Source organism: Candidatus Nomurabacteria bacterium (genome assembly GCA_023898565.1).
Lineage (GTDB): Bacteria > Patescibacteriota > Minisyncoccia > Phycocordibacterales > UBA918 > OLB19.
In genome coordinates this window covers 75,760-98,877 of sequence record CP060228.1, presented here as the reverse complement: position 1 = coordinate 98,877, position 23,118 = coordinate 75,760, and the positions used below count along the sequence as shown (strand labels likewise).

Sequence of the window (23,118 nt, the reverse complement as noted above, 5' to 3'; positions counted from 1 at the left end):
TTTTACTCGTTTGGTATACTGGCAGCTATGGAAAAGACTTCAGGTATGGCGGCGTTTAAAGAAGCGTACGCTTCTTTAAACGCCGCCCAGAAAAAAGCGGTGGATACAATAGAAGGGCCGGTGATGGTCATTGCTGGGCCCGGTACCGGCAAGACGCAGATTCTTACCCTGCGTATCGCCAATATTTTGCTCCAGACCGATGTAAATCCTTCTAATATACTGGCGATTACCTTTACCGACTCCGGCGCTAAAGCGATGCGTAATCGTCTGAAGTCACTCATTGGCGATGCTGCGTACGAAGTGACCATCACTACCTTCCATGCCTTTGCCGACAGTCTGGTGGGTCGCTATCCTGAAGCGTATGCCAAAATCATTGGCGGTAAAGCCGCATCAGAAATTGAGCGCGTTCAAATCATTGAGCAGATTCTTACCGACACGAGCTTCAAAGCAGTGCGACCATCGGGCGATCCGTCATACTACGTCCGTCCGCTGCTGCGAGCCATTCAAACGCTCAAGCAAGAAAATGTCACACCAGACGCTTTTGCACTGGCGATTGAAACCCAGGTGCAAGCGCTCGGCAGTATCGAGCAGTATCACCAAAAAGGCGCACATAAAGGCAAGGAGCGTGGTGAGTATAAAGATGCGGTAAAGCATCTAGAGCGCAATCAGGAGCTTTTGGCAGTCTATCGTCGCTATGAAGAACTGATGCGTGACCAGAGGCGCTACGACTTTGATGACATGATTCTTGAAACCGTTCACGCACTTGAGACGAATGAAGATATGCTGCGGGACCTGCAAGAGCAGTATCAGTATGTGCTCGCTGACGAGCACCAGGACGTAAACGGCGCGCAAAATAAAATTCTGGAGCTCTTGGTTAATTTCCATGACAGCCCCAACATATTTGTGGTGGGAGATGAGAAGCAGGCGATTTATCGTTTTCAGGGCGCGTCACTCGAAAACTTTCTCTATTTTGAAGAGGTGTTTCCAGAAGCTGAGCTTATTTCGCTCACTGAGAATTATCGGTCGGGCCAGCCGGTTCTTGATGCAGCACAGGCTGTTATCGCGACTGAGGATGAAACTCTCGCGAAGCTTCGTGTACCACTGACTGCCGCCGCAGTCGATACAGCAGCGGTAGAACTGGCGGAATTTCCGCATACCGCAGTGGAGAAAGATTGGCTGGTGGCAGCGGTGCGTAAGGATATAGAATCCGGCATAAAGCCAGAAGAAATTGCGCTCATTGTGCGCACTAATCGCGAAGTGGAGGAGTTTACCGCCGCACTGCGAAAGAAAGGGGTGTTGGTAGCACCGTCAGCTGATAGTGATATTCTCGAGCATCCATTGCTTCAGAGAGTTTTACGTCTTATGCGGTTGCTCGAAAATCCGTCTGATCGTGTGCTCCTGACTGAAATGTTACATGAACCATACTGGCAGATTCTGCCAAAAGATTTAGGACTTGTGCTGCAGGCGGTATCTCGCACAGTGCCGCTTGCTGAGCTTCTAGGTGAAGCTGAAAAACTAACGGCACTTGGGGTGAGTGAAGAGTCGCGTGTTCGTGCCATCATGCCGCTTTTCTTAGGACTTAAAAAGCGTGCAGTGACCACACCGCCACACCGACTCCTAGAGCTTCTGTTGGTAGAGAGTGGGTTAGTGCATCATGTATTGCAGGCCGACCCAGAGGAGGGTGTGCGTGTCTTGCGGCGACTGTATGACGAAGTGGAGGGAATGGTTGAGCGGCGCGAAGCAGTGACACTAAAAGAAGTGGCGGAGCGATTTAAGCTACATACCCAGTATGGCGTGCCACTGCCGGCGCCGTTTATTTCCTACGGTGGTAGTGCGGTGCAGGTTCTTACTGCGCATAAATCAAAAGGTCTTGAGTATGAAGTAGTGTACGTGCCGCATGCGACCGACAAGGCGTGGGGTGCAAAAACCGGACGAGAAATCTTTCAGTTGCCAATCATTAAGTTCGATACTAAAAATGCGGATGTGGCTGAAGAGGATGAGCGGCGACTCTTTTATGTGGCAATGACGCGCGCAAAGCGAAAATTGGTCTTTACCACATCGCAGACATCAGTAACTGGTAAGGAGCAGCTAGTATCTCGCTTTATTGGGCAGATGACAGCTGAGGAAATTGTTTCAGTAGATGTGGCAGATTTTATTGCTGCGTTTTCACCGCTCGATAGTCTTGCAGGTGTGTTGCCGGCTCCAGAAACTAAAACAATTATTATGTCGGTGCTTGATGGGCGTGGCTTCTCACCAACGGCCCTGAATAATTATCTGAAAAGTCCGTGGGAGTATTTCTTCCGGAATGTGCTCCATGTGCCGCAGATTAAGACGACGGAGTTGCAGTTCGGCACTGCCGTGCATGCTGTGCTTGACCAACTAGTACGCTTTCATTCTAGTGAGAGTCTGGATGAATGGCTCACTAAAGCGCCGCAGCTCCTCCGGCAGTCGCTCGAGAAGGAGGCAATTTCGGATGAGGAGTATGTCCGGCTCCATGAGCGCGGCATGAATGCTTTGGTGGCCTACTTACCACAGGTGCACGCTGAAGGGTTGAAGGAAAGTAAAACCGAGTATCACATTGAGGCGGTCCTAGAGACGGGGATTCCTGAATATCCAGAACTAAAGCTAAACGGTAATCTCGACCGGGTTGATTTTAAGGACGGACTAGTGACACAAGTGGTTGATTATAAAACAGGAAAGCCAAAGACGCGCAATCATATTGAAGGGAAGACGGCTGATAGTCACGGTGACTATAAGCGACAGTTGGTGTTTTATGCATTGTTGCTCTCACTCCAAAAAGACACTACGCTCCATAGTCGAACTGGAAAGCTTTCGTTTGTAGAAGCGGATAAGAATGGGGTAATTAAAGAAGAAGTGTTCGTAATTACTGATGAAGAAATTGCCGGGCTGAAGGCTGAGCTGATTAGAGTGACGAAGGAGATAGTCTCTGGCGAAGCACTTAAAAGCGCTTGTGATAGCGACATGTGTCACTACTGCGACTTGGTGTCGGTGTGGGTTGAATAAGGAATTACAAAAGGCCGGCCCCGAAGGGGCCGGCCTTTTGTAATTCCTTATTCAAGAATCGGTGCACCGTATTCGTTGGTTGGAACCTGTGTTTCAACTGTTTCTGTTTCAGGGTCGAATGTCCCATCCAGTTGGTCTACCAAGTTTTTCACAATGCCTTTTACGACATCATATGGCTGAGCACCGTTGATGACGGCCTGTTGGTTACCAACAATAAGTACGGTGAACGGTGTGCCACGAGCGCCAGAGTTGAAGCCATCGGTGATTTGTAGTTTCACTTCTTCTTCCATTTCGCTGTCATCCATACATTCAAAATATGCCGAACGCGAAACCCCTGCTTCTTCAGCAAACTCTGGAAGCTTAGTTACGTTGGTTGCTTCATCAACATCACGCGAGTCAAAGACCGTTTTAGTGAATTTCCAAAATGCGTCATTTTTACCTATTTTACCAACACAAAGTGCAGCTTTAGAAATCATTGGTGAGTTTGGGTGAAGTTGTGCGAGAGGAAACTGTCGATACACCCACGCAACTTGCCCTGTGATGCCGTACTCATCCATGATTTGGTGCAAGGTGGTGTGATATTGTTTACAGAATGGACAGTCGTAGTCAGAGTACTCAACCATGACAATTGGGGCATTGGGATTTCCAAGAATGTAGTCATTTTTGGACACTGCCCGCGGCGTACTATTTGTTGTCTGTGTAGTCGGCGTGGCTGAAGTGTCTTCAGTATCTTTGTGGCTGCTCGTAAAAAAGATTGCTATTGCGATCATCGCAAAGCCGCAGATAATTGCAATTGGTACAGCTGGAGATGATGGCTGTGGGCTTGGTTCCATACAACGCTCAATGTTATTCGTAATATGAAAAGTATAGCATAGGCAGTTACGTGCTATACTCTGTGTCATATGAATTGGGTGGATGTGATTGTGCTAGGCTTAGTGCAAGGTATTACTGAATTTTTGCCGGTGTCATCAAGCGGACATCTGATTTTATTTGAAAGCTGGCTTGGCGTGCAAGGAATCAATGGCTTGGCATTTGATGTCGTGCTCCATTTTGCCACTATTGGTGCGGTTATTACCTATTTCCGAGCTGATATCTGGGTCCTCATTCAGGTTGCGTTGCGTAAGTTGGGGAGACTCCCGGTAAATCAGCGAGATATCACGCTACTATACGCATTGCTCATTGGTACGATTCCAGCCGGGTTACTCGGTCTCTTACTTGAATCATATATTTCTGACCATCTACGAAACCCGCTCTTTGTAGCCGGCATCCTCTTTTGCGCATCGGTATTTTTTATGTATGCAGAATGGCGGTATTACTTAAACCCAAAGCAGGAAGAACTAACTGTTAAAACCGGCCTTATGATAGGGCTCTACCAAGCTTTGGCGCTCATGCCGGGAATGTCTCGCTCAGGCTCAACAATCGCTGGTGGTATGTTGCTTGGTCTTTCGCGCTATGAAGCATCTAGGTTTTCATTCTTACTGGCAATCCCGATTATTATTGGTGCTGGCCTTAAAGGGTTGACTGATTTACTCAAAGAAACCGGCACAGTTGACTGGCTTAAGATTGGTGTCGGTTCTCTCATTGCGTATGTTACTGCGCTGATTGTGATTCACTACTTCTTACGTTTCATCAGGAAGTACACACTCTGGCCATTTGTGTGGTATGGGATTATTTTGGCGGGGATGGTTGGCTACGTGCATTTCTTCACGTAAACATTGACTTCTGCTTTTTGATTCGGCAGAATTAATGTAGGTCCTACAGATGGGGGAACTGCTATGAAACAGCTTTTCTCTGGAGTCTTTGTGTTTTTCTGTGTCGTTGGTACGGCGAGCGCGTATATCGCTGATTCAGGAGTGGCACGAATCGATTTTGAGCAAAGCAGATCAAATGCCATCGAGCATGAAGTGGTGCTCATTTTGTACAAATGGCAGCCGGTTGTGCGCTTCACGTGCGAAAACTTCGACTTTCTCGTGCTCATCAGTCCGGATCGACAGCGTTACGTTGCTGCGTATTCGATCGATGATGATGTCTTTGCATTTGTCGAGTTTCTGGTTGTCACTAAGGAGCGTATTCGCTCAGCTGTGCGCACTCAGTACAAATGGTGGGTGGACGACGGCCACAAGAAGATGGAGTTTGTCAGTCGCCTTAGCGAGTCTGCTGCGCTGCAAGGGTATAGCAGCAGTCGTATTGCTCTCTGTATCAGTCCTTGAATAGTAAACCGCCTGACGTACACGTCAGGCGGTTCTTGCTAAATACGTTCGTTTGTTGCACTATCAAAAAGGAATAGTTTGAGGAGGTTGTCATGAAACATGTTTACATGTTATTGATTCTGTATCTTGCATTGGTGCATGGTGCATGGTGCATGGGCTGCAGGCGCTCACTCATTGAATGATTATCAAGCTGAGCGACAAGTAGCTGAGTTGTCGCGTGACTGGGTTATGGAGCACAGAACTCAGTGTGGTGATGTACTGGTAATCGCGTATGTATCACCTTATCAGCAAACGTCGACTGCAATTGCGTATGTTTATGAGGGTGCTATTGTTGCTTTCGATTTGGTTACACCTGGGCGTGATCAATTCACTGCAGCGGTGCGACATGCTCAGGGTTGGTGGTACAGCGAATCAGCAACCACTAAGGAGTATCAAGACCAGCTGATTGAAGTGATCGACGGTAACGGACTCTCAAAATGGTTTTTGTATCTTTGTGCTTTCCCGGTATATGCAAAGTACAGATAAAGCGCTCGGCTATGCCGAGCGCTTTCTTAAAAGAGAAGTGAATGAGTAAGAGCAACGTCTTCTTTTTCTTCCCAGTGCTTGGTGTCGAGAGGAAGTTCTCGATTGCGCGTACCGTCCTTAAATTTTACAAAACCATTTTTACGCGCAAACTCAAAAACTTCCTTGGTAACTCGAACGTCCTGTTCGCAGTACTTCATGATGTCTTTTACATTACCTTCCTTCCACCAGCGTACTGCTTGAAGGCCGTCAGCAGACTTCTTGGCGCCTACAGTAGCCTGAGCAACGCTATCAAGGCGAAGACGGCGACCAAGTGAAAGCTTGATGTCTTCCAGAAGATCGATGCTTTTGATTTGCGTAAGGTCACCCGGGTAGTATTTATTCAGGAGCGGAATATCAAAGTGGTTGCTGTTGTAGCCAACCAACGCGTCAGCTTGTTCGATAATTGGCCAGAGCTGTTCGATCTCATCAATGGTGACGGTGGTGTACTTGTCGGTTTCGCTATCATAGACAGTAGCGACTGATATATCGAGGGCGGTAGGATCGCTGGAGCCGACCTCTTGGAAAATGTTTTGAGTTTCTAGGTCAAAGACAATGTATCGCATGGGGGAGATTGTAGCATATTTAGCTATGCTCAAAAAAGCCCCCATTTAGTTCCACTAAATGGGGGCTTTTCTATAGGGAGGAGGTTTCCTCTCCTGTTTCTAAATTCTTAAAGGTAAGCTGGTCAGAAGTCATTTCGTTTTCGCCAATCACGGTCACAAATTTTGCGCCTTTGGCAGCAGCACGGCTAATCTTGTCACCGACTTTTTTGGTACTGATGTCAGTTGATGCTGATTTGCCTAATCGTCTAATGTGTTCAGCAGCAATCTGTGCATAGAGGTTTTGATCTGCGGTCATCGGAATTACTACTACGTCCGCTGTGGTTGAATGAACGTCCTTAGGGAGCAGATTGTGGGTTTCAAGGAAGTCGCGCATGGTGACATCGCCCATGCCAAAGCCTACGCCAGAAATCGGCTCGTTGCTAAACATCTGCGCGAGGTTGTCGTACCGTCCGCCACCAAGCATGGCGCGACCTACCTTATTACCTTGTGCGTCGGTCTCAAAGACTTCAAAAATAGTACCAGTGTAGTAATCAAAACCACGAGCAAGATCAATGTCCAGCTCGGTTTCGATGTTCATTTGCTTTAGTCCAGCCCCAATTTTCACGAGATATTCAAATTCAGGCAACTTCTTTGAGTAGGCAGCCACTTTTTCTGATGAAAGTTGCTCGAGTAGCGCTTCATTTTTTTCTGGACCAACAATTTCACCAAAACGTTCATTGAACTCAATATCCTGTAGTTTTCCTCTTCTGTCATTAAGTCGAATGATGTCGCGAATTTGAAGATCAGAAAGCTTAATGCCAATTTCAAGTGCTGATCCAGCAATTGCTTTCACGAGTAGTTCTCGATGGTTGATAAAGGTGGTGAAGTTTTTTTGGTCAGCGCCAAATGCGGTAAAGATTTTGTTTGCTAGGAGAATAATTTCAATATCAGCGGTGTAATGGTCGACACCAAAGATATCGCAGTTGAGCTGCCAGTGTTCACGCAGACGGCCACGTTGTGGACGTTCATAGCGGAAAAGATTAGGAATTGAGTACCACCGCAGCGGGAATTGTAACTCGCGACGACGTCCGGCTACCATACGGGCGACAGTCGGCGTCATTTCTGGGCGAAGTGTCACCTCGCGGTCGCCGCGGTCAGTGAAAGTGTAGGTTTGTTCGTTTACCATCTCTTCATTTTCAGCACCCTTAGCTTTGTAGAGGTCGGAGGGTTCGAGGATGGACGCGTCGTAGCGCTCAAAGCCAAAGCTTTCAGCGGTCTTGGCCCAAGTATCAAAAATATAGCGTTCTACCGCCATGTCTTCTGGGTAAAAGTCGCGCACGCCCTTGTATGCGTCGGTGGATAGTTTGTTCTCTGACATGTTGGTGATTGTAGGGGAGATGGATAGTAAGTGCAATAGGAATAAAAGAAAAAGCCTGCGCGGACGCAGGCTTTTGAGCTAGAGATGTTTGATTAGGATAAAGATAATCCCACCGATAATAAGAACGCCACGCATCTTTCTGAATCCCGTAGATTTTTATGCTGAAAGATGTCTCCTTGTCGCACTCTATCTTTTTTAAGCGAGGTTTGCAAATGATTTTCTATTCAGAATGAAAATAGAGGTCTTTGAGTCGTTCGTCCATCGCCTTTTGAATGAGCGCTTGAAGTCCGCGTGGGTCAGGTAGACCTGGGGTTTTGAAGTTGTTGCCTGACTCTCCAGCAGTTTGAGCACGAATGGTGCCAAAATTGAGTAAGGTGGGAATAATTCCTTTCACAATAAACTCGATGTCTTGCAGGCGTTCAAGGCGGAACATGCTGACGTTTCGGTTGAAGAAGCGAACTTGATCAACCACGATAATGCGTCGATCGGTGATGATCCAGAGGTCAAGATAGTAGTGGGTCCAGGTGGCAAAGCCTGCCATTAAAACCATGATGCTCCAGGCGGCAATACCAAAGGCAATAAGAGTGGTGAAGTGTTCAATGCCGATGTCTACATTTAAGAGTGTTTTTGGGAAAAGAGCCGCGATAAACAGCATGAAAAACGGAAAGAGCAAAATCAGAAAAGTGCCGACTAATTCGGTGGCAATTACAAACCAATGCTTCCGTACGACCTTAAGCACCTCTTCATTTGGTTCGAGTTCAATTTTTTCGTACAACATAACTTATATTTTCAAGGTCAAAATACCCATCACCAAAACGAGCGGCAAGGTAAGCAAGAAGTAACTGATAAGTGTATAGTTGGTGACCCTAGTGTCCGACCCATACGCTTTCCAGTGATAGTAGAAGATAGCGGTAAAAATGGTGTAGCCAGCCAGAACCAGATAAAACGTAAAAAGAACCAGGTCATGTACAGGAATGGTAGCGATTTCGATTTGAGTCAGGTCGTACATAGGGTTTATTGTAGCACTAGAATAGAGTAGCGTTCGACGCCGTACTGGTCTTTGTGGGTTGTGGCGGTGAAGTGATGCTTGGCTGCTTGTTTGGCAATTGCTTCAGACTGTTCTGGCTCATGTTCAATCCAGAGTTGACCGCCGGGCTGAAGGTGGGCGGGGGCGTCGGTAATGAGTTGGGCAATAATCTCCAGACCATCAATGCCACCAAAGAGCGCAACGTATGGTTCGTGTTCGCGGACTCCACGGTCGGTACGATGTAGTGTTTCGTCAATGTAGGGCGGGTTACTAAAAATAAAATCGTAACTTCCTGGAGTGTTTGAAAATAGGTTGGAGTGGATTGCGCGTGTGCGTTTCTGCTCGATGTTGTTCTCTTTAATATTTTTCTCGATAGTAAAGAGGTGTTTACTATCGAGCTCGGCAAAGTCAACCAGGCACTCTGGCAAAGCTTTTGCCACCGCTACGCCAATGCAGCCGCTGCCCGCACAGAGATCGAGGATTTTGAGCGGTTTAGTCTCGACGAGTCCAAGCGGTAGAGTGGCACTGTTCTTGATAACTTTAATCGCTTCAGCCACCCAAAACTCAGTCTCAGGGCGGGGGATGAGTGGCTTAGTATCGAGGTACATTTTCGTGTCAAGAAACGGCGCCCAGCCGATCAGGTAGGCGAGTGGTTCGCCGAGCGACAGACGTTTGCAGTCGGCGAAAAAAGCTTCGCTTTTTTCGCCGCTATATTTCTCCCTCAGCAACCATTCAATTTCTTGACTTTGAGCCATATATCAGTACTATCCAATACGGAGTATTTAAAGTCAACTATTTTAGGAGAGCGAGATGGATACCGTCTCTGAGTCTGATTTTCAAACAGGAAGCTTTCGAGTTCAGAAGTTGTTATTTCTTGAATATCGTATTAACTCGCTCGCTCTGCGGGTGAAGTTTCTCGATGCGGTCAGTCGGTGGCTTTGCGAACAATCTTCAATTGATTCGTGGGTTTTCAGAGATCAGCTGTCACAGGTAGTCACGGTGTCAGACGATCGAATCGAAGATCTTGAAGAGTGTATTGGCATGCCTGGTGCAATCAAGATGTGGCTGAAAGGTGAGGCTATACCGGCAGAAAAACCAGGTAAGCACATCTTGCTTTGTCTTGTGATGGAGCTCATGAGTCAGTTGCAGGATGAGTCCGCCGAATGTGAAGCAGATAAGAGTCAGTTGCAGGCGTGTCTTACGGCGACTGACAATTTTGACCCGGACATCGAGGTGTCGCCAGGAGCTTGATTCCTTGAGTGGCCAAAAGCCGGCGCGCTAGCGCGCCGGCTTTTTTCTTTGTCTTTGGTATACTAAGGAAACTTATGAATACACCAATGTTGGAAATTAAGAATTTAGTAAAGATTTACGGTAGAGGGAAAGACGCTACTTGCGCGGTCGAGCATATTTCGCTGTCGATCAAGAAAGGAAGCTTTTTTGGTTTGCTTGGGCCAAACGGTGCAGGTAAGAGTACAACAATTCATTGTATCACTGGGATTGCACAGCCGACTTCCGGGCAAATATTGATTGACGGCATCGATGTGGTCGAAGACTACAAGAAGGCACGCACCAAGGTTGGTCTTTCGCCACAGGAGTTTAATGTTGATATTTTCGCGACGCCGCGCCAGCTCATGAGTTATATGGGGGGATACTATGGCATCCCGCGAGAGGTGCGCAGTGCTCGTATTGACGAACTCATTACGCAATTCGACTTGGAAAAACACCAAAATATGAAGTTCCAGAAACTGTCAGGTGGACTTAAGCGTCGTGCCATGCTTGGGCGCGCCTTGGTGCATACGCCAGATTTACTCATTCTCGATGAGCCAACTGCTGGTGTAGATGTCGAGCAGCGGCACGACCTGTGGCGGTATCTCAAAGAACTAAATGAGGCTGGAAAGACAATCATTCTCACCTCCCACTATTTGGAAGAGATCCAGTATCTTTGCAATGAAATTGCGATTATTAATCACGGCAAGATTGTGGCTGAAGGGACAAAGGAGGAATTTATGAAAGACGGCAAGAGTATCGAAGAGCGGTACTTAGAAATTACTCGCGAAACTAAAAAAGTGTAAGTATGGTGAACTGGATTGGTCTATGTACAATGTTTGAGCGGGAGGTGCGTCGTACCTTCCGGGTGGTGACGCAGACACTGATTGCGCCGGTGGTGTCAGCTGCGTTGTATCTTTTTATTTTTGGTACCGTAATCGGAACAAAGATTGAAGATTTTGCTGGTGTGCCGTATATCAGCTTCGTGTTTCCGGGTGTGCTAATGCTTTCACTCATCAATGCGTCGTTTGCGAGTGCGTCATCGTCCCTCTACTTTATGCGCTTTACGCGTGGCATTGAGGAAATGTTGATTGCACCCTTTTCATATTTGGAAATGCTCATTGGCTTGGTCGGTAGTGCGGTAGTTCGGTCTATTATGGTGGCGTTCCTTATTTTGGCAGTTGGAGTAATCTACGGAGCAGTTTCGCTCGTTAATCCGCTCGGTTTTGTTTTGTATGTGGTCATGATTGCGGCAATTTTTGCGATGCTGGGTATTTTGGTTGCACTCTGGGCGGAGAGTTTTGAGCAGTTGCAAATTCTAAATACTTTTGTCATTACACCGCTAACGTACTTAGGTGGCATCTTTTACTCGGTGACTTTTTTGCCGCCTTTGGCTGCAACGATTACGCATTTTAATCCATTCTTCTATTTCGCAGACGGCATTAGAAGCAGCATGATAGGGTACAGCGAAGCGGATACAGGAACAGGTTTGGTCGTGATTATCGGGTTGGTGGTGGCGCTGGCTATTCTGGTTGTGACTCTCTTTAAAAACGGTTGGAAGATTCGGTCGTAGAGTTGCCCACAGAAGGGCGGCCCCTTTGGGGCCGCCCTTTGTTACACTTTATATAGTATGAAAAAGAACACTAAATTATATGAGATTGCAGCAGCGCTCATGGAGCCAGGTAAGGGGATTTTGGCAGCTGATGAAAGCGATGGAACAGCGGGCAAGCGTCTAGATATGGTGCACTTGCCGAACGAACCAGAAAACCGACAAATTTTCCGCGAATTATTATTCACCGCGCCAGACATCGAGAAGTATCTCTCAGGTGTCATTATGTACGACTCATCATTACGTAACTCCACGCGTGATGGTATTCCGTTTGCCGATGTGCTCACCGCCCGTGGTATTATTCCTGGTATTAAGGTAGATCTTGGGGTGAAGGATTTACAAGGCTTTAAAGGCGAGGTGGTTACTCAAGGGCTGGATGACCTCGACCAGCGTTTTGCTGAGTACTACGATATGGGTGCGCGCTTTGCAAAATGGCGAGCGGTGATTTCGATCGATGAAGATGAAACTCCTACTGACGCATCAATTAAAATGAATGCCGTCATGCTCGCACGCTATGCACAAATGGCGCAGGAGGCGGGAATTGTACCAATTGTAGAACCTGAGGTGATCCATGCTGGTGATCATTCGCTCGAAAAGGCAGAAATGGTTACAACGCGCACGCTGCAAATCCTCTTCCAGACACTTATGGAATATAAAGTGGATATGGCTGGGCTTATTCTTAAGTCATCTATGGTTCTGGCGGGAGATGCATATTCTGAGCAGACTAGCCCCGAAGAAGTAGCTACTGCGACACTTCGCACTTTTCATATGAGTGTGCCACATGATGTTGCTGGTATTGTGTTTCTTTCAGGCGGTCAGTCGCCGGAGCGTTCGACTGATAATCTCAATGCTATCGCTAAGCTTGGTGAGCAGCCATGGCCAATTACGTTTTCATTCTCTCGCGCAATCGAAGAGCCGATGCTTCGCGCCTGGGATGGAAAGCGGGAAAATGAACAGAAAGCGATGGATGTTTTACGAGATGTGTGTAAGCGAAATAGCGAAGCAAGTTTAGGTAGATTGTAGGAGAAAAGGGCCAGCACCTGAAAGGTGCTGGCCCTTTTTATCAGTTACTACAAGTGCTTAATCTGGAATTGGCCGCAGGATTACGTGGTTGATGTAGAACAAGGTAAACAAAAAGCCCTTGCGGGCTCATGTTTACTTCTTCTGCTTGTAGACGGTGTGCTTTTTGGCAACCGGGTTGAACTTTACTGTTTCGTACTTCTTGCTCGGGTCCTTCTTGTTTTTATTATTGAAGCGAGTGTAGTACACGTGACCTTTCCCAACGCCTTTTTCGTCGCCTTGAGATACGAGTTTTACTAACAAATCCTGTGACATAGTGGCGAGATTTTAGCAGAAGAGTCGAAAAAGGTCAATCTGTTAAACAAACAGTTGCTAGTCAACAGTTTATACACCTCCCAAAGTCGGCGATTAAAAAGCGGGCGTGGTACTATGGGGTCAGCTATAGCTAAGTGGTGCAGTAGGCATAGCGTGCATTAGCCATGAGAGTACTTACCTTTGGTTGGGAATTTCCGCCGGCCAAGAACGGGGGCCTCGGAGTCGCCTGTTACGGTCTAACTCGAGAACTTCTACAAAGCGGTGTAGAAGTTATTTTCGTGCTCCCTAAGACACAAGACACGCGTGGTGACGCGCGTTTTTTATTTGCTGATCAGGAACGTCTGGTGAAAGTACGTCATGCTGATGTCTCGCTGCTTCCGTATCACCAAGCCGACAGCATGGTACAAGTGATTGTTGGCTATGATAAGCATGGTAAGCCAATCTACAAGTCGCGCACTATTCTTGAGGAAGCGCATCGATTTGCACACCAAGCCTCAATCATTGCACGCGAAGAGGAGTTTGATGTGATCCATGCTCATGACTGGACCTCGTATTTAGCCGGCGTGGCTGCCAAGAAAGCAAGCGGGAAGCCACTCGTACTCCACGTACATGCAACATCGTTTGATCAAGCAGCTGGCAACAATGTTGATCCATCGATTTACCAAATTGAATACGAAGCATTTGCAGCGGCGGATAAAGTAGTGACCGTGAGTGGCTACACTAAGGAGATTGTGGTCAAGAAACATCACGTACCTGCCGCTAAGGTAGAGGTGGTGCATAATGGCTGTGATTCACATGAGCCCCCTCGGCTCGAGCCAACACTCAAAGAGCTTAAAGCACAGGGCAAGAAAGTGGTTTTGTATCACGGGCGCATTAGTATTCAAAAAGGCGTCGACAAGTTTGTGGAAGCGGCAAGACGCGTAGTAGATGTTGATCCGAACGTCATCTTTGTGATTTCTGGTTGGGGTGACATGACCAATCAAATTATCAATCAGGTCGGCGCACTTGGTCTTTCTAAACACGTTCGCTTTGCCGGGCCGCTCTGGGATGAAGAACGTGACCGTATGTACCAAAGTGCCGACCTTATCGTGATGCCGTCTGTTTCAGAGCCGTTTGGTCTGGTGCCACTTGAAGCTATTCAGCACGGTACGCCTGCTATTATTTCCAAGCAGTCTGGCGTGGCTGAGGTGCTTACGCATGCGCTTAAGGTGGATTTTTGGGATATCGATGAGCTTGCGAATAAGATATTAGCTGGCTTGCGATATCCAGTGATGCGTCAGCAGTTGGTTAAAGAAGGTAAGTGGCAGTTGCGCGATATCTCATGGAAGAAGGCGGCAGATAAAATTCGAGACATGTATCGCCATCTGGTACAATACGTAACACCATAGTCTATGCTTACTGTTTGTCCCTATTTTCACGTTCATCAACCATTTCGAGTAAAGAAATATCGTGTTTTTGACATCGGTAATGACGCCGAATATTTTAATGACGAAAGCGGCACCGACCTCGACAATCGCTTCATTGTTGAAAAGGTAGCAAACAAGTCGTATCGACCGACCAATAAAGTGCTTAAAGAGCTTTTAGATCGACATCCTGAGTTTCGTTTTAATCTCTCTTTTTCAGGTACGGCTCTAGATCAATTTGAAGCGTATGCACCAGACGTGCTGGAGTCTTTCCAAGAGCTGGTGGCAACTGGCCGAGTGGAAATTTTGGCTGACACCTATCATCACTCACTGGCATTTTTCTATTCAGTGCCAGAGTTTGAACGACAAGTGAAACAGCATGAGAAGCGCATCAAGCAGCTCTTTGGTGTAAAACCACGCGTGTTTCGCAACACTGAATTGTCGTACCGCAACGATTTAGCAAAGTGGTGCGAAGACAATGGCTACTTGGGCATTATGGCTGAGGGATGGGATAAGTACCTCGGGTGGCGTAGTCCGAATTATCTCTACCGTCCAGCGGGTTGTTCCAAGATTAAGGTGCTTCTTAAGAATTATAAACTCTCCGATGATATTGCGTTTCGATTTGGAAATAAGGCTTGGGAAAGCTGGCCGCTTTCAGCCGATACGTACGCTAACTGGATTCATGCGCACCATGGTGACGGGCAAACCGTCAATCTGTTCATGGACTACGAAAGCTTCGGTGAACATCAATGGGAAGATACGGGTATATTTGATTTCTTACGTGCCATGCCAGAAATGGTCATGCGGCACCCTGATACAAGCTTCAAAACGGCAACTGAGACGGTCGAAGCATATGATGCAGCCGGTGAATATGATGTACCAGATGTGTTGACTTGGGCAGACACTGATCGCGACCTTACTGCGTGGAACGGTAATGATATCCAACGAGATGCAATTGCTGCCACCTATGGCATGGAAGATGCAGTGATGAGGACCAAGGATAAAAAAATCATTGAAACCTGGCGCAAACTCCAAACGTCAGATCACTTTTATTATATGTGCACCAAGTGGGCGAATGACGGCGACGTGCATGCGTACTTCAGTCCGTACAAATCCCCATATGATGCGTATATTGCTTTTATGAACGCGCTCAGTGATTTACAATTAAGGGTAAGCCATGTGGTGGCGAAACGTGAAGCAAAGGAGAAGCTAAAACAAGCGGTATCTGTCGAACGGGAAGAGGTAACTTTACGGCCAGAGCTACTTGTTGAAGAGTCAGCTCCAATAGCGGTGCGTGAGGTTAGTGAGCCTACACTTGGTTCACTCCTTGGACACTGGTGGAGCAAACTTCGCAGCAAACTTCCGTTTCTTAATAATCTCTCCTAGTTTGGAGATAAGTTCTTAATGTACATGACAACAAAAAAGACAACTAAAGCAGCGTCAAAAAAAGAGGCTGTGAAGAAGTCAGTCACTAAGTCGGCGCCAAAGAAAAAGGTGGCAGCAAAAAAGACTGTGCCCAAAAAGACTGCAAAACAGTCTAAGAAAGAATTAGTATATGCCGATAATGAGCGCTCATTCTGGGTTAGTGACGGTCAAGTTTTAAATAGTCTCATTGCACTCCGTGATGCGCTTGATGCAATGGAAAAGGAGGTCTACGGTTTTCATGCTGGCCCAGTGCAAAACGACTTTGCAATTTGGGTTGAGCAAGTGCTCTGTGATGCTGATTGTGCCAAGGACCTCGGCAAGGCAAAGACAAAAAAGTCTGCCAAGACTGCAGTGGTGAAGCATCTTAAATTCTACGCTGTGTAATTAGTATGGCTCGCGCGGTCACTATTGGTAATGGAAAAGTGTTGGTCGGACTTGATACGAAAGGTCAGGTGCGTGATTTGTACTACCCATATGTTGGTGAAGCCAATCATGTTAGTGGTGCGAGCGGTAATTATGTGCACCGCATTGGCGTGTATGTCGATGATCGAATTTCCTGGCTTGATGACTCCGATTGGAAAGTGACGGCTGGCTTTGAGGCCGAGACTTGCATTGGTTCGCTCTTTGCTGAAAATGAATCTCTCGGTATTTCAATATCAAGTCGTGATGCGGTGCATAATGAGCACGATGTTTTTCTGCGTCACTTCACCATTCATAACCACCGGAAAGAAACGCGCACTATCAAGCTGTTTATTTCGCAGCAATTTCGTATCTTTGAATCGCGGCGCGGCGACACTGGCTTTTTTGATCCGCGGGTGAATGCCATTGTCCACTACAAGGGAGACACGACTATTTTGGTAAATGCTATGAGTGGTGGTCAGCCGTTCCAAGAGTACAACATTGGCTTATTTGGCATTGAGGGCAAGGAAGGTACCTACTTTGATGCCGTCGATGGAGTGTTGGAGCGAAATCCGATTGAGCACGGCTCGGTTGATTCGGTGATTGGTCTTGCTTTTTCAGTGGCGGGGCATGCTTCAAATGATGCGTATTACTGGATTGTGTGCGCGCCATCAATTGCTGAGGCACATGTGCTGGATGAGCTGGTATTAAGCGAGGGTGCTGACCGACTCATCGCGTCGACTGACGCGTATTGGCACGCCTGGCTTGAGAAGGAGAGGACCGATCTTTCGCTGCTTTCCGAAGAACTGCAAACTCTATACAAACGTTCGCTCATGGTCATGCGTGTGCATACGGATAATCGTGGTGGCATTATTGCGTCGAGTGATACTGATATGTTGCATCATGGTCGCGATACCTACAGTTACGTATGGCCGCGTGATGCTGCGTTTATCGCCGAGGCGTTGGGGAAAGCAGGGTATCGTGATGTGTCGACTCGTTTCTTTGAGTTTGTGGCCGATCGACTTGATCCGAGCGGTTATCTGATGCACAAGTATCGATCTGATGGGGTGCTTGGTAGTTCGTGGCATCCATGGATTATAAATGGTGAGCCTCGCTTACCGATTCAGGAAGACGAGACGGCAACAATCGTGTTTACGCTGTGGGAACACTACGAGCGATACCGAGATATCGAGTTTGTAGAATCAATGTACAATCGCTTTATCGAGCCAGCGGCTGAATTCATGTGTCAGTACACCGAGTCCTTGACTGGTTTGCCGCAAGCATCTTTTGATTTGTGGGAAGAAAAGTACGGAACATCAACCTACACTGCGGCGTCAGTTTATGGTGGTCTGATGGCGGCGGCAAAGTTTGCCAACTTACTCGGGAAAGACGAGCCGTCACGCACATATCAAGCAGTAGCACAGCGTATGCGTAGCGCGATTGAAAAAGTGTTGTTTGATGAAGAGCGAGGAATTTTTGTGAAGCATGTGGTGCACACTGCGGATAGCGAGCTTGTTTTTGATAAAACAGTCGACACAAGTAGTCTGTACGGCTTATTGGTGTTTCGAGTGTTTGATGTTGAGGACGAGAAGATTACGCGTATGATGCAGGCGGTAGAGTCTTGTTTGGCAGTGTCGGGAAACAGTAAGGGGTATGTGCGCTACGAAGGTGATCAGTACTATCGCATGCGTGAGGCAGCATCACCAAACCCGTGGGTAATTACGACCCTGTGGGTGGCACGGTATCATATTTTGAAAGCGGAAAAATTAAAGGATTTGAAGCCAGTCTTGGAGCTCTTGGAGTGGACTGCTTCACATGCAACAGCTGGCGGAGTGTTGGCTGAGCAGATGCATCCGGATACGCGTGAGCAACTCTCAACTGCGCCTTTGGTGTGGAGTCATGCGGAGTTTGTATTGGCGGTTCAGGCGTACTTGGAAAAAGCCGGGGAGCTGAAAGAGAAGTAGGTACTAAAAGCGGCGGACCCTTTGGGTCCGCCCGCTTTAGTGCTGCGTGGTCCAGTTTTTAGTGGTGGTATCAAACGTGCCGATTTTGGTACGGTGAATGCGCCAGGCGAGACTGCAGCTGCCGAGTTTTTCTCCGATGAGCTCGGCGAGTGAACGCATGTAGGTGCCCGAAGACGCAATGCAGCGTAAATGGGCGATAAGGTATGAATCAGGGAGGGGGACTGGGCCGAAATTGCCAGAGGCAATTTCGGCCCAGTCCTTTCGTACATCAACGCGCCTAAAATCATTGCCAAGTGCTTTGCGTAGGTCGGTCACTGGGGGGATGGTATCGATTTTTGCTCGCGCTTCCGCAGCCACCACTTCGCGCGTTTTGGTTTCGGTGCCGACCAGTTCCAGTTCGTAGATTTCAGAAGCTTGGGTTGGAATAGTGATTTCATTAAGTCGGCCTTCTAAGGTCCACATATGCAGTGGTTTGCCTTGGACGGTTTTGGCTGAGAAGTGTGGGTAGGGGAGTTCGATGGGGCCAATCAGAGTTGCAATTTCTTTTTGTAGTGCACTGACAATCGAATCCTCATCCTGTGCGCTCCGGGGCGCTAGCCCGAGTCCTACACAGTCCGATGATTGATTGTCAGTGCTGTCGAAGGTACAAGTTGAGAGTCGCCCCAACACATCCTGCGTATCTGACGCAATACCAAACAGCACCGAAAACTCATACTCTTTATCGAGTCCGTGGTAGTTTGTTTGGTTTTTACATTCGTCACCAAGGAGTACAAGTAGCTTACCCGAAGCCATCGGGTCTAGGCGACCGGCGTATGCCATTGGCACACCAATAAGCTCAGGGCGTGTCGCACGGTACGCTTCGGTACAAGAAAGTGGCGTTTCGCCAACGGCTTTATCAAGAATGATATACTTAGGTATCTTCATGTCTCAAAAAGTACCACAAAAACCAAAAGTCGCCATTTACTATGATGGTAATTGTGGCTTCTGTCGTCGAGGTGTAGAACTCATAGTGCGGTATTTCTTAGTGCACACTTCACACACTGGTCCAGCACAAGCAGACAGTGGAATGTACGCAATTATGCAAAAGTATGATTCGTGGGTGGTGGTAAATGAAAAAGGCGAAACATTTACGACATTTCAAGCTGGGGTAGAGGTGGCACGGCACTCATCGATACTATGGATACTGGTGCCGTTAGCGCGCCCAAGGTTTATGCAGCGCTTTGGTGAATGGTTTTATCGTCTGATTGCTCGAAACCGCAGTCGCATTTGGCTCCCATGATTAGCCAAGCGGATTGCCGCCGAAGTATGAGTTGATGATTGCAAGTAGGATAAAACCTAGAATCGCCATGATAACGTATTGCATGTCTTTTAGTATAGCAGAGTCACGTTTGACAGCTGTCACTTTTCTCGTGTTATCAAGGTCGTTTGCTTGACTGCATAAAACAAAGTAGTAGTATGCAGTCGCAAGACCGGTCGGAGTTTCGACCACCTCCTTGGTAGACGTTTTGCAGCCTCGCAAACAGGTGCTCTGTTTGCTTTATATAAGTTTTATCGCTTTTTATTTTATGACTGCGTTTAATGAAGTTATGACTGCTGAGCAGGAAGCTGAGCAAGCAATCCAGACAGCAAAAGAGACCGTAGCGGCTGCGGTAGCAGAAGCTGAAGCTGCACGCAAAACTGCGGTAGCAGAAGCTGAAGCTGCACTTACCGCTAAGGCTGAAGCCGAAATGGCGGCGCATCAAAAGAGTCTTGAAGCGGCGGCAGAAAAGATTGCTGCAGCGGCTACGACCGAAGTGGCTGCAGTAGAAAAGCAGTTTGCATCAAAAAAAGCAGAGGCTGTGAAGATTCTAAAAGAACGTTTTTAATTTCTTAATATTTCGATATGGCAGTTATTCCAATGCAAAAGGTGCGTTTGATGGTCCACGAACATGACGTGGATGCCGCACTTGATGTAGTGCAGCGTGCTGGTGCACTGGAATTTCGTGAAACTAAGCTGGAGAATGCCGCTGCAGCTGATTTATCATTCCCGCATGCAGCACTCTTGCCTCGTGTACAGCACGCTATTCAGTGGCTTGCGCCATATGCGCCTGAAGTCGGTCTTTGGAAGACGCTTCGTGAAGGATCTCTAACCTCGCTTACCGAGGCTGATGTAGCAAAGCAGCTTAAAGATACTGATGTAGTTTCTTCTGTGGTAGATGACCTAGAAAAGCTACAGGTGGAATTTGCTGAAGTGACTGAAAAGTCTGAAGAGTTGCAGGCTAAACATGATTTGTTGGTGGAATGGAGCGCGCTTCCAATCAAGCTTAGTGAGCTCAGTACTAAGCGAACACAGACTTTTTTAATAAAAGGACATCAGGCAACCGACGCGCATACTATTGAAGCTGAGCTCCTTACTGCGCTTAGTGAGTCTGGCTTGTCTGCAGTTGTTACGGTAGTGTCAGTGCAGACCGCTGCGCTTACGGTAGCTAATGACGAAGTAAGTATTAATGAAGCTAAGAAGCTGATTGAATCAGTTGATGGTGAAGTGGTCTCATTGCCAATCGGCACAGAAACAGCTGATATTGAAGTGGTCGCAGTGGCTGAGCAGCTTGCGGCCGTTAAGAGCGAACTAGCACTTTTGCACGACCAAGCAGAACACTTTGCGATTACGCACTACAAGAAGCTGCAGATCGCTTCTGAAATTTTGTCATGGCAGCGAGATCGTTTTGCAGTGACCGCTTCGGCGGTAGCGACTAAATACTCAGTGGTATTTGATGGTTGGCTTAAGGCTGAAAGTCGTCCGACGATTGAAGCTTCCTTCAAAGAGAAGGGGCTTGCCGCAGTTATTGCAGAAGCACCGCTTGAGGAAGGTGAAGAGCCGCCAGTTGATGTGGTTAACTCCAAGTTTGTACAGCCATTTGAAGCAGTGACTCGTCTCTATGGTATGCCTGGGTACAAAGACCTAGATCCAACCGCCTACCTCGCAGGATTCTTCTTCCTGTACTTTGGTTTGTGTCTGACTGACGTAGGGTACGGTCTGGCGTTAGTAATCGCGTCTTCATTTATTTTGCTGTTCTGTAAGGTAAAGGCAGCTACTCGCTCATTTGCTAAGCTGCTTTTGTATATTGGTTTTGCGACAGTGCTTGTGGGCGCACTCTTTGGTGGATACTTTGGAATTGCGGTTGATCAGCTTCCCGCACCTCTGCAAGCGATGCAAAAATTTGACCCGATTGGCAACCCGCTTCCAGTGTTCTACTTAGCGCTTTCTCTTGGTGTGTTCCAGGTGATGGTAGGTATGATTCTTAAGATCTACAGCGACGCACGCAATGGTCAGTTGATGAATGGTGTGCTTGATCAGGGGCCGTGGCTCTTTACTTTTGGTGTCGGTATTCTCTATGTGCTTACGGCAATTGGCTGGGTAGATGTGGTTTCGGTTGATGTAATTGGAAAACTTGGCTACCTCGGTGCCGCACTGATTGTGCTCTCAAGCGGCCGTAACGGAAATGGTATTGTCGGGAAAATTATCTCAGCGGCGGCTGGTCTCTACGCTGGCGTTGGTTATTTCTCAGACGTGCTTTCATACTCACGTCTCCTTGCGCTTGGACTAGCGACTTCAGCGCTCGCGTTTGCGGTAAATCTTATCGCGAGCATGCTCATTGATGTGCCGTATATCGGATTCATCCTTTCAGCCATTATTCTCTTTGTAGGGCATATGTTTACCCTCGCCATCAATACACTTGGTGCCTTCGTACATAGTGCTCGTCTCCAATTTGTGGAATTCTTCGGTAAATTTATTGCCGGCACTGGTAAAGATTTCTCTCCTCTCGCTCGATCAGAAGATTACGTTACGATTAATGATGATTGATCGTAATGAATAAATGATTATTTATTAGCAACAATTAAAGTAATTACAATTTTATGGAAACATTAACAGGTATCGTATTGGTATTTATCGGCGCAGCGATTACTGCGATTCTCGGCTTTCTCGGCTCAGTAGTGGGTATGGGATACGCTGGTCAGGCAGCTGCTGGAGTAGTAGGTGAGAAGCCAACACTCTTTGGTAAGATGCTTCTTATGCAGGCACTTCCTGGTTCACAGGGTATTTACGGTCTCGTAGGAGCCTTCCTTATTCTTAACTTCTCAGGCGTTCTTGGTGGTGGTGCGGATCTCGTTATCAACACAAGCACAGGACTTCAGTACCTCGTCGCAGGTCTTCCAATCGCTATTTCTGGTCTTCTTTCAGGAATTTACCAGGGTATCGTAGCGGCAGCAGGTATTTCACTTATTGCAAAGGACGAAGCAAACACTGGTCGCGCCGTAACTCTCGCCGCGATGGTGGAAACATGGGCTATCTTCGGTGTGCTCATCAGCTTCATCTTGCTCATCTCAATTAACGGGTAATTATTCGTAACAAATCCACTATGTCGGAAAACACGCTGGTTGAAAAAATCAAACAAGAAGCGGCTGCGACAGTAGCTGATATTCAAGCTGCTGGCGAAGCGAAGGTTGAAGCGATCAAGCGTGAGACCGACGCTGCGGTAACAGCGCTTACTACTACTAAAGAAGCGGAACTTGCCAAGCGCAAGGCGCATCTTGAGTTGGTGACACTCGCTAAAGCGAAACAAGCTGGGAAGATTGCTGTGCAGGAAGCAAAGCGTACGCAAGTTGATGCGGTCTTTGCTGAAGTTACAGCAGAAATTCTCGCTCTTGACGCGGCTGCATATACAGCATTCTTTGCTAAGCAAGTTGCAGCGATTGTTGGTAAAGATGTCGAGGTAGTGTCAGTTGAGGCGCCGGCTACTCGCGTAGCAGAAACCGAAGCTATTCTTAAAGAGGCCGGACTTGCTGGCGATATTGTAGAAAATGCAAAACTGCAAGCTGGACTTGTGGTGATGGCTAAGGATGGCGTGTACGACGTAACACTCGGACGTCTTATGAGTGATGTTCGTGCTGAAGTCGAGATGGAAATTACTCGCAAAGTAATGGCGTAATT

26 protein-coding genes are annotated in these 23,118 nt (G+C 47.4%); 17 read left to right on the top strand and 9 right to left on the bottom strand.

The annotated features are described in order from the left end of the window. The first annotated feature begins 27 nt into the window (after positions 1-27). The gene (locus tag H6780_00510) at positions 28-3,024 is read left to right on the top strand and encodes an ATP-dependent helicase (GenBank protein USN88893.1); all 2,997 of its coding nucleotides are present in this window, start codon (positions 28-30) and stop codon (positions 3,022-3,024) included. A 47-nt stretch (positions 3,025-3,071) separates the two neighbouring features. Here the strand turns inward: H6780_00510 and H6780_00505 are convergent, their stop codons facing one another. Continuing rightward, complete coding sequence (locus H6780_00505; protein ID USN88892.1) at positions 3,072-3,857, bottom strand: thioredoxin domain-containing protein; 786 nt, start codon at positions 3,855-3,857, stop codon at positions 3,072-3,074. A 69-nt stretch (positions 3,858-3,926) separates the two neighbouring features. On the opposite strand from H6780_00505, the gene uppP reads away from it, so the two are divergent. The 3 genes from uppP (at position 3,927) to H6780_00490 (ending at position 5,759) form a co-directional block, all read left to right on the top strand. Then, positions 3,927-4,736 (top strand): undecaprenyl-diphosphatase UppP, encoded by an 810-nt coding sequence (gene uppP / locus H6780_00500; GenBank protein USN88891.1) that lies wholly within the window; start codon positions 3,927-3,929, stop codon positions 4,734-4,736. Positions 4,737-4,799: 63 nt separating this feature from the next. Continuing rightward, positions 4,800-5,234 (top strand): hypothetical protein, encoded by a 435-nt coding sequence (locus H6780_00495; protein ID USN88890.1) that lies wholly within the window; start codon positions 4,800-4,802, stop codon positions 5,232-5,234. A 138-nt stretch (positions 5,235-5,372) separates the two neighbouring features. Then, positions 5,373-5,759: a hypothetical protein gene (locus H6780_00490; protein ID USN88889.1), complete on the top strand. Its 387-nt coding sequence runs from the start codon at positions 5,373-5,375 to the stop codon at positions 5,757-5,759. A 26-nt stretch (positions 5,760-5,785) separates the two neighbouring features. On the opposite strand, the gene H6780_00485 is transcribed toward H6780_00490, so the two are convergent. The 5 genes from H6780_00485 to H6780_00465 all read right to left on the bottom strand — a co-directional run bounded on the left by H6780_00485 (position 5,786) and on the right by H6780_00465 (position 9,500). After that, complete coding sequence (locus tag H6780_00485; GenBank protein ID USN88888.1) at positions 5,786-6,361, bottom strand: ribonuclease H-like domain-containing protein; 576 nt, start codon at positions 6,359-6,361, stop codon at positions 5,786-5,788. Positions 6,362-6,431: 70 nt separating this feature from the next. Beyond that, complete coding sequence (hisS, locus tag H6780_00480; protein USN88887.1) at positions 6,432-7,718, bottom strand: histidine--tRNA ligase; 1,287 nt, start codon at positions 7,716-7,718, stop codon at positions 6,432-6,434. A 220-nt stretch (positions 7,719-7,938) separates the two neighbouring features. Continuing rightward, the gene (locus H6780_00475; protein ID USN88886.1) at positions 7,939-8,496 is read right to left on the bottom strand and encodes a PH domain-containing protein; all 558 of its coding nucleotides are present in this window, start codon (positions 8,494-8,496) and stop codon (positions 7,939-7,941) included. A gap of 3 nt (positions 8,497-8,499) precedes the next feature. After that, complete coding sequence (locus H6780_00470) at positions 8,500-8,727, bottom strand: hypothetical protein (protein ID USN88885.1); 228 nt, start codon at positions 8,725-8,727, stop codon at positions 8,500-8,502. A 5-nt stretch (positions 8,728-8,732) separates the two neighbouring features. After that, entirely contained in the window at positions 8,733-9,500 is a 768-nt protein-coding gene (locus H6780_00465) for a peptide chain release factor N(5)-glutamine methyltransferase (protein ID USN88884.1), read from the bottom strand. Between the two features lie 55 nt (positions 9,501-9,555). Between H6780_00465 and H6780_00460 the strand changes: the two genes are divergently transcribed. From H6780_00460 to H6780_00445, 4 genes are all read left to right on the top strand, one after another. Further along, positions 9,556-9,996: a hypothetical protein gene (locus H6780_00460; GenBank protein USN88883.1), complete on the top strand. Its 441-nt coding sequence runs from the start codon at positions 9,556-9,558 to the stop codon at positions 9,994-9,996. A gap of 74 nt (positions 9,997-10,070) precedes the next feature. After that, on the top strand, positions 10,071-10,817 hold the full coding sequence (locus tag H6780_00455) for an ABC transporter ATP-binding protein (GenBank protein USN88882.1): 747 nt from the start codon (positions 10,071-10,073) through the stop codon (positions 10,815-10,817). 2 nt (positions 10,818-10,819) lie between these two features. After that, complete coding sequence (locus H6780_00450) at positions 10,820-11,584, top strand: ABC transporter permease (protein ID USN88881.1); 765 nt, start codon at positions 10,820-10,822, stop codon at positions 11,582-11,584. Positions 11,585-11,641: 57 nt separating this feature from the next. Continuing rightward, positions 11,642-12,643: a fructose-bisphosphate aldolase class I gene (locus H6780_00445; protein USN88880.1), complete on the top strand. Its 1,002-nt coding sequence runs from the start codon at positions 11,642-11,644 to the stop codon at positions 12,641-12,643. A gap of 132 nt (positions 12,644-12,775) precedes the next feature. Here H6780_00445 and rpmG read toward each other — a convergent pair whose 3' ends face one another. Continuing rightward, the gene (gene rpmG, locus H6780_00440) at positions 12,776-12,955 is read right to left on the bottom strand and encodes a 50S ribosomal protein L33 (GenBank protein ID USN88879.1); all 180 of its coding nucleotides are present in this window, start codon (positions 12,953-12,955) and stop codon (positions 12,776-12,778) included. Positions 12,956-13,119: 164 nt separating this feature from the next. On the opposite strand from rpmG, the gene H6780_00435 reads away from it, so the two are divergent. The 4 genes from H6780_00435 to H6780_00420 are packed head-to-tail and all read left to right on the top strand — an operon-like array spanning position 13,120 to position 18,146. After that, positions 13,120-14,343 carry a glycosyltransferase family 4 protein gene (locus H6780_00435; protein ID USN88878.1) on the top strand — a complete coding sequence of 408 codons (1,224 nt, stop codon included), beginning with the start codon at positions 13,120-13,122 and terminating at the stop codon, positions 14,341-14,343. A gap of 3 nt (positions 14,344-14,346) precedes the next feature. Beyond that, on the top strand, positions 14,347-15,744 hold the full coding sequence (locus tag H6780_00430) for a polysaccharide deacetylase family protein (GenBank protein USN88877.1): 1,398 nt from the start codon (positions 14,347-14,349) through the stop codon (positions 15,742-15,744). 24 nt (positions 15,745-15,768) lie between these two features. After that, positions 15,769-16,167 carry a hypothetical protein gene (locus H6780_00425; GenBank protein ID USN88876.1) on the top strand — a complete coding sequence of 133 codons (399 nt, stop codon included), beginning with the start codon at positions 15,769-15,771 and terminating at the stop codon, positions 16,165-16,167. A 5-nt stretch (positions 16,168-16,172) separates the two neighbouring features. Beyond that, positions 16,173-18,146 (top strand): glycoside hydrolase family 15 protein, encoded by a 1,974-nt coding sequence (locus H6780_00420; GenBank protein ID USN88875.1) that lies wholly within the window; start codon positions 16,173-16,175, stop codon positions 18,144-18,146. A 36-nt stretch (positions 18,147-18,182) separates the two neighbouring features. On the opposite strand, the gene H6780_00415 is transcribed toward H6780_00420, so the two are convergent. Then, entirely contained in the window at positions 18,183-19,070 is an 888-nt protein-coding gene (locus H6780_00415) for a hypothetical protein (protein ID USN88874.1), read from the bottom strand. Here H6780_00415 and H6780_00410 point away from each other — a divergent pair. Beyond that, a complete protein-coding gene (locus H6780_00410; GenBank protein USN88873.1) occupies positions 19,069-19,425 on the top strand; it encodes a DUF393 domain-containing protein in 357 nt (118 codons plus the stop codon). The two genes, H6780_00415 and H6780_00410, sit on opposite strands and share 2 nt — an antisense overlap. On the opposite strand, the gene H6780_00405 is transcribed toward H6780_00410, so the two are convergent. Further along, a complete protein-coding gene (locus H6780_00405; protein USN88872.1) occupies positions 19,426-19,665 on the bottom strand; it encodes a hypothetical protein in 240 nt (79 codons plus the stop codon). Positions 19,666-19,732: 67 nt separating this feature from the next. On the opposite strand from H6780_00405, the gene H6780_00400 reads away from it, so the two are divergent. The 4 genes from H6780_00400 to H6780_00385 are packed head-to-tail and all read left to right on the top strand — an operon-like array spanning position 19,733 to position 23,116. Next, entirely contained in the window at positions 19,733-20,011 is a 279-nt protein-coding gene (locus H6780_00400) for a hypothetical protein (protein ID USN88871.1), read from the top strand. Positions 20,012-20,028: 17 nt separating this feature from the next. After that, the gene (locus tag H6780_00395) at positions 20,029-21,990 is read left to right on the top strand and encodes a hypothetical protein (GenBank protein ID USN88870.1); all 1,962 of its coding nucleotides are present in this window, start codon (positions 20,029-20,031) and stop codon (positions 21,988-21,990) included. A gap of 53 nt (positions 21,991-22,043) precedes the next feature. Further along, positions 22,044-22,526, top strand: a complete 483-nt coding sequence (locus tag H6780_00390) for a V-type ATP synthase subunit K (protein ID USN88869.1) — start codon at positions 22,044-22,046, stop codon at positions 22,524-22,526. A 20-nt stretch (positions 22,527-22,546) separates the two neighbouring features. After that, a complete protein-coding gene (locus H6780_00385) occupies positions 22,547-23,116 on the top strand; it encodes a hypothetical protein (protein ID USN88868.1) in 570 nt (189 codons plus the stop codon). The last annotated feature ends 2 nt before the right edge of the window (positions 23,117-23,118 follow it).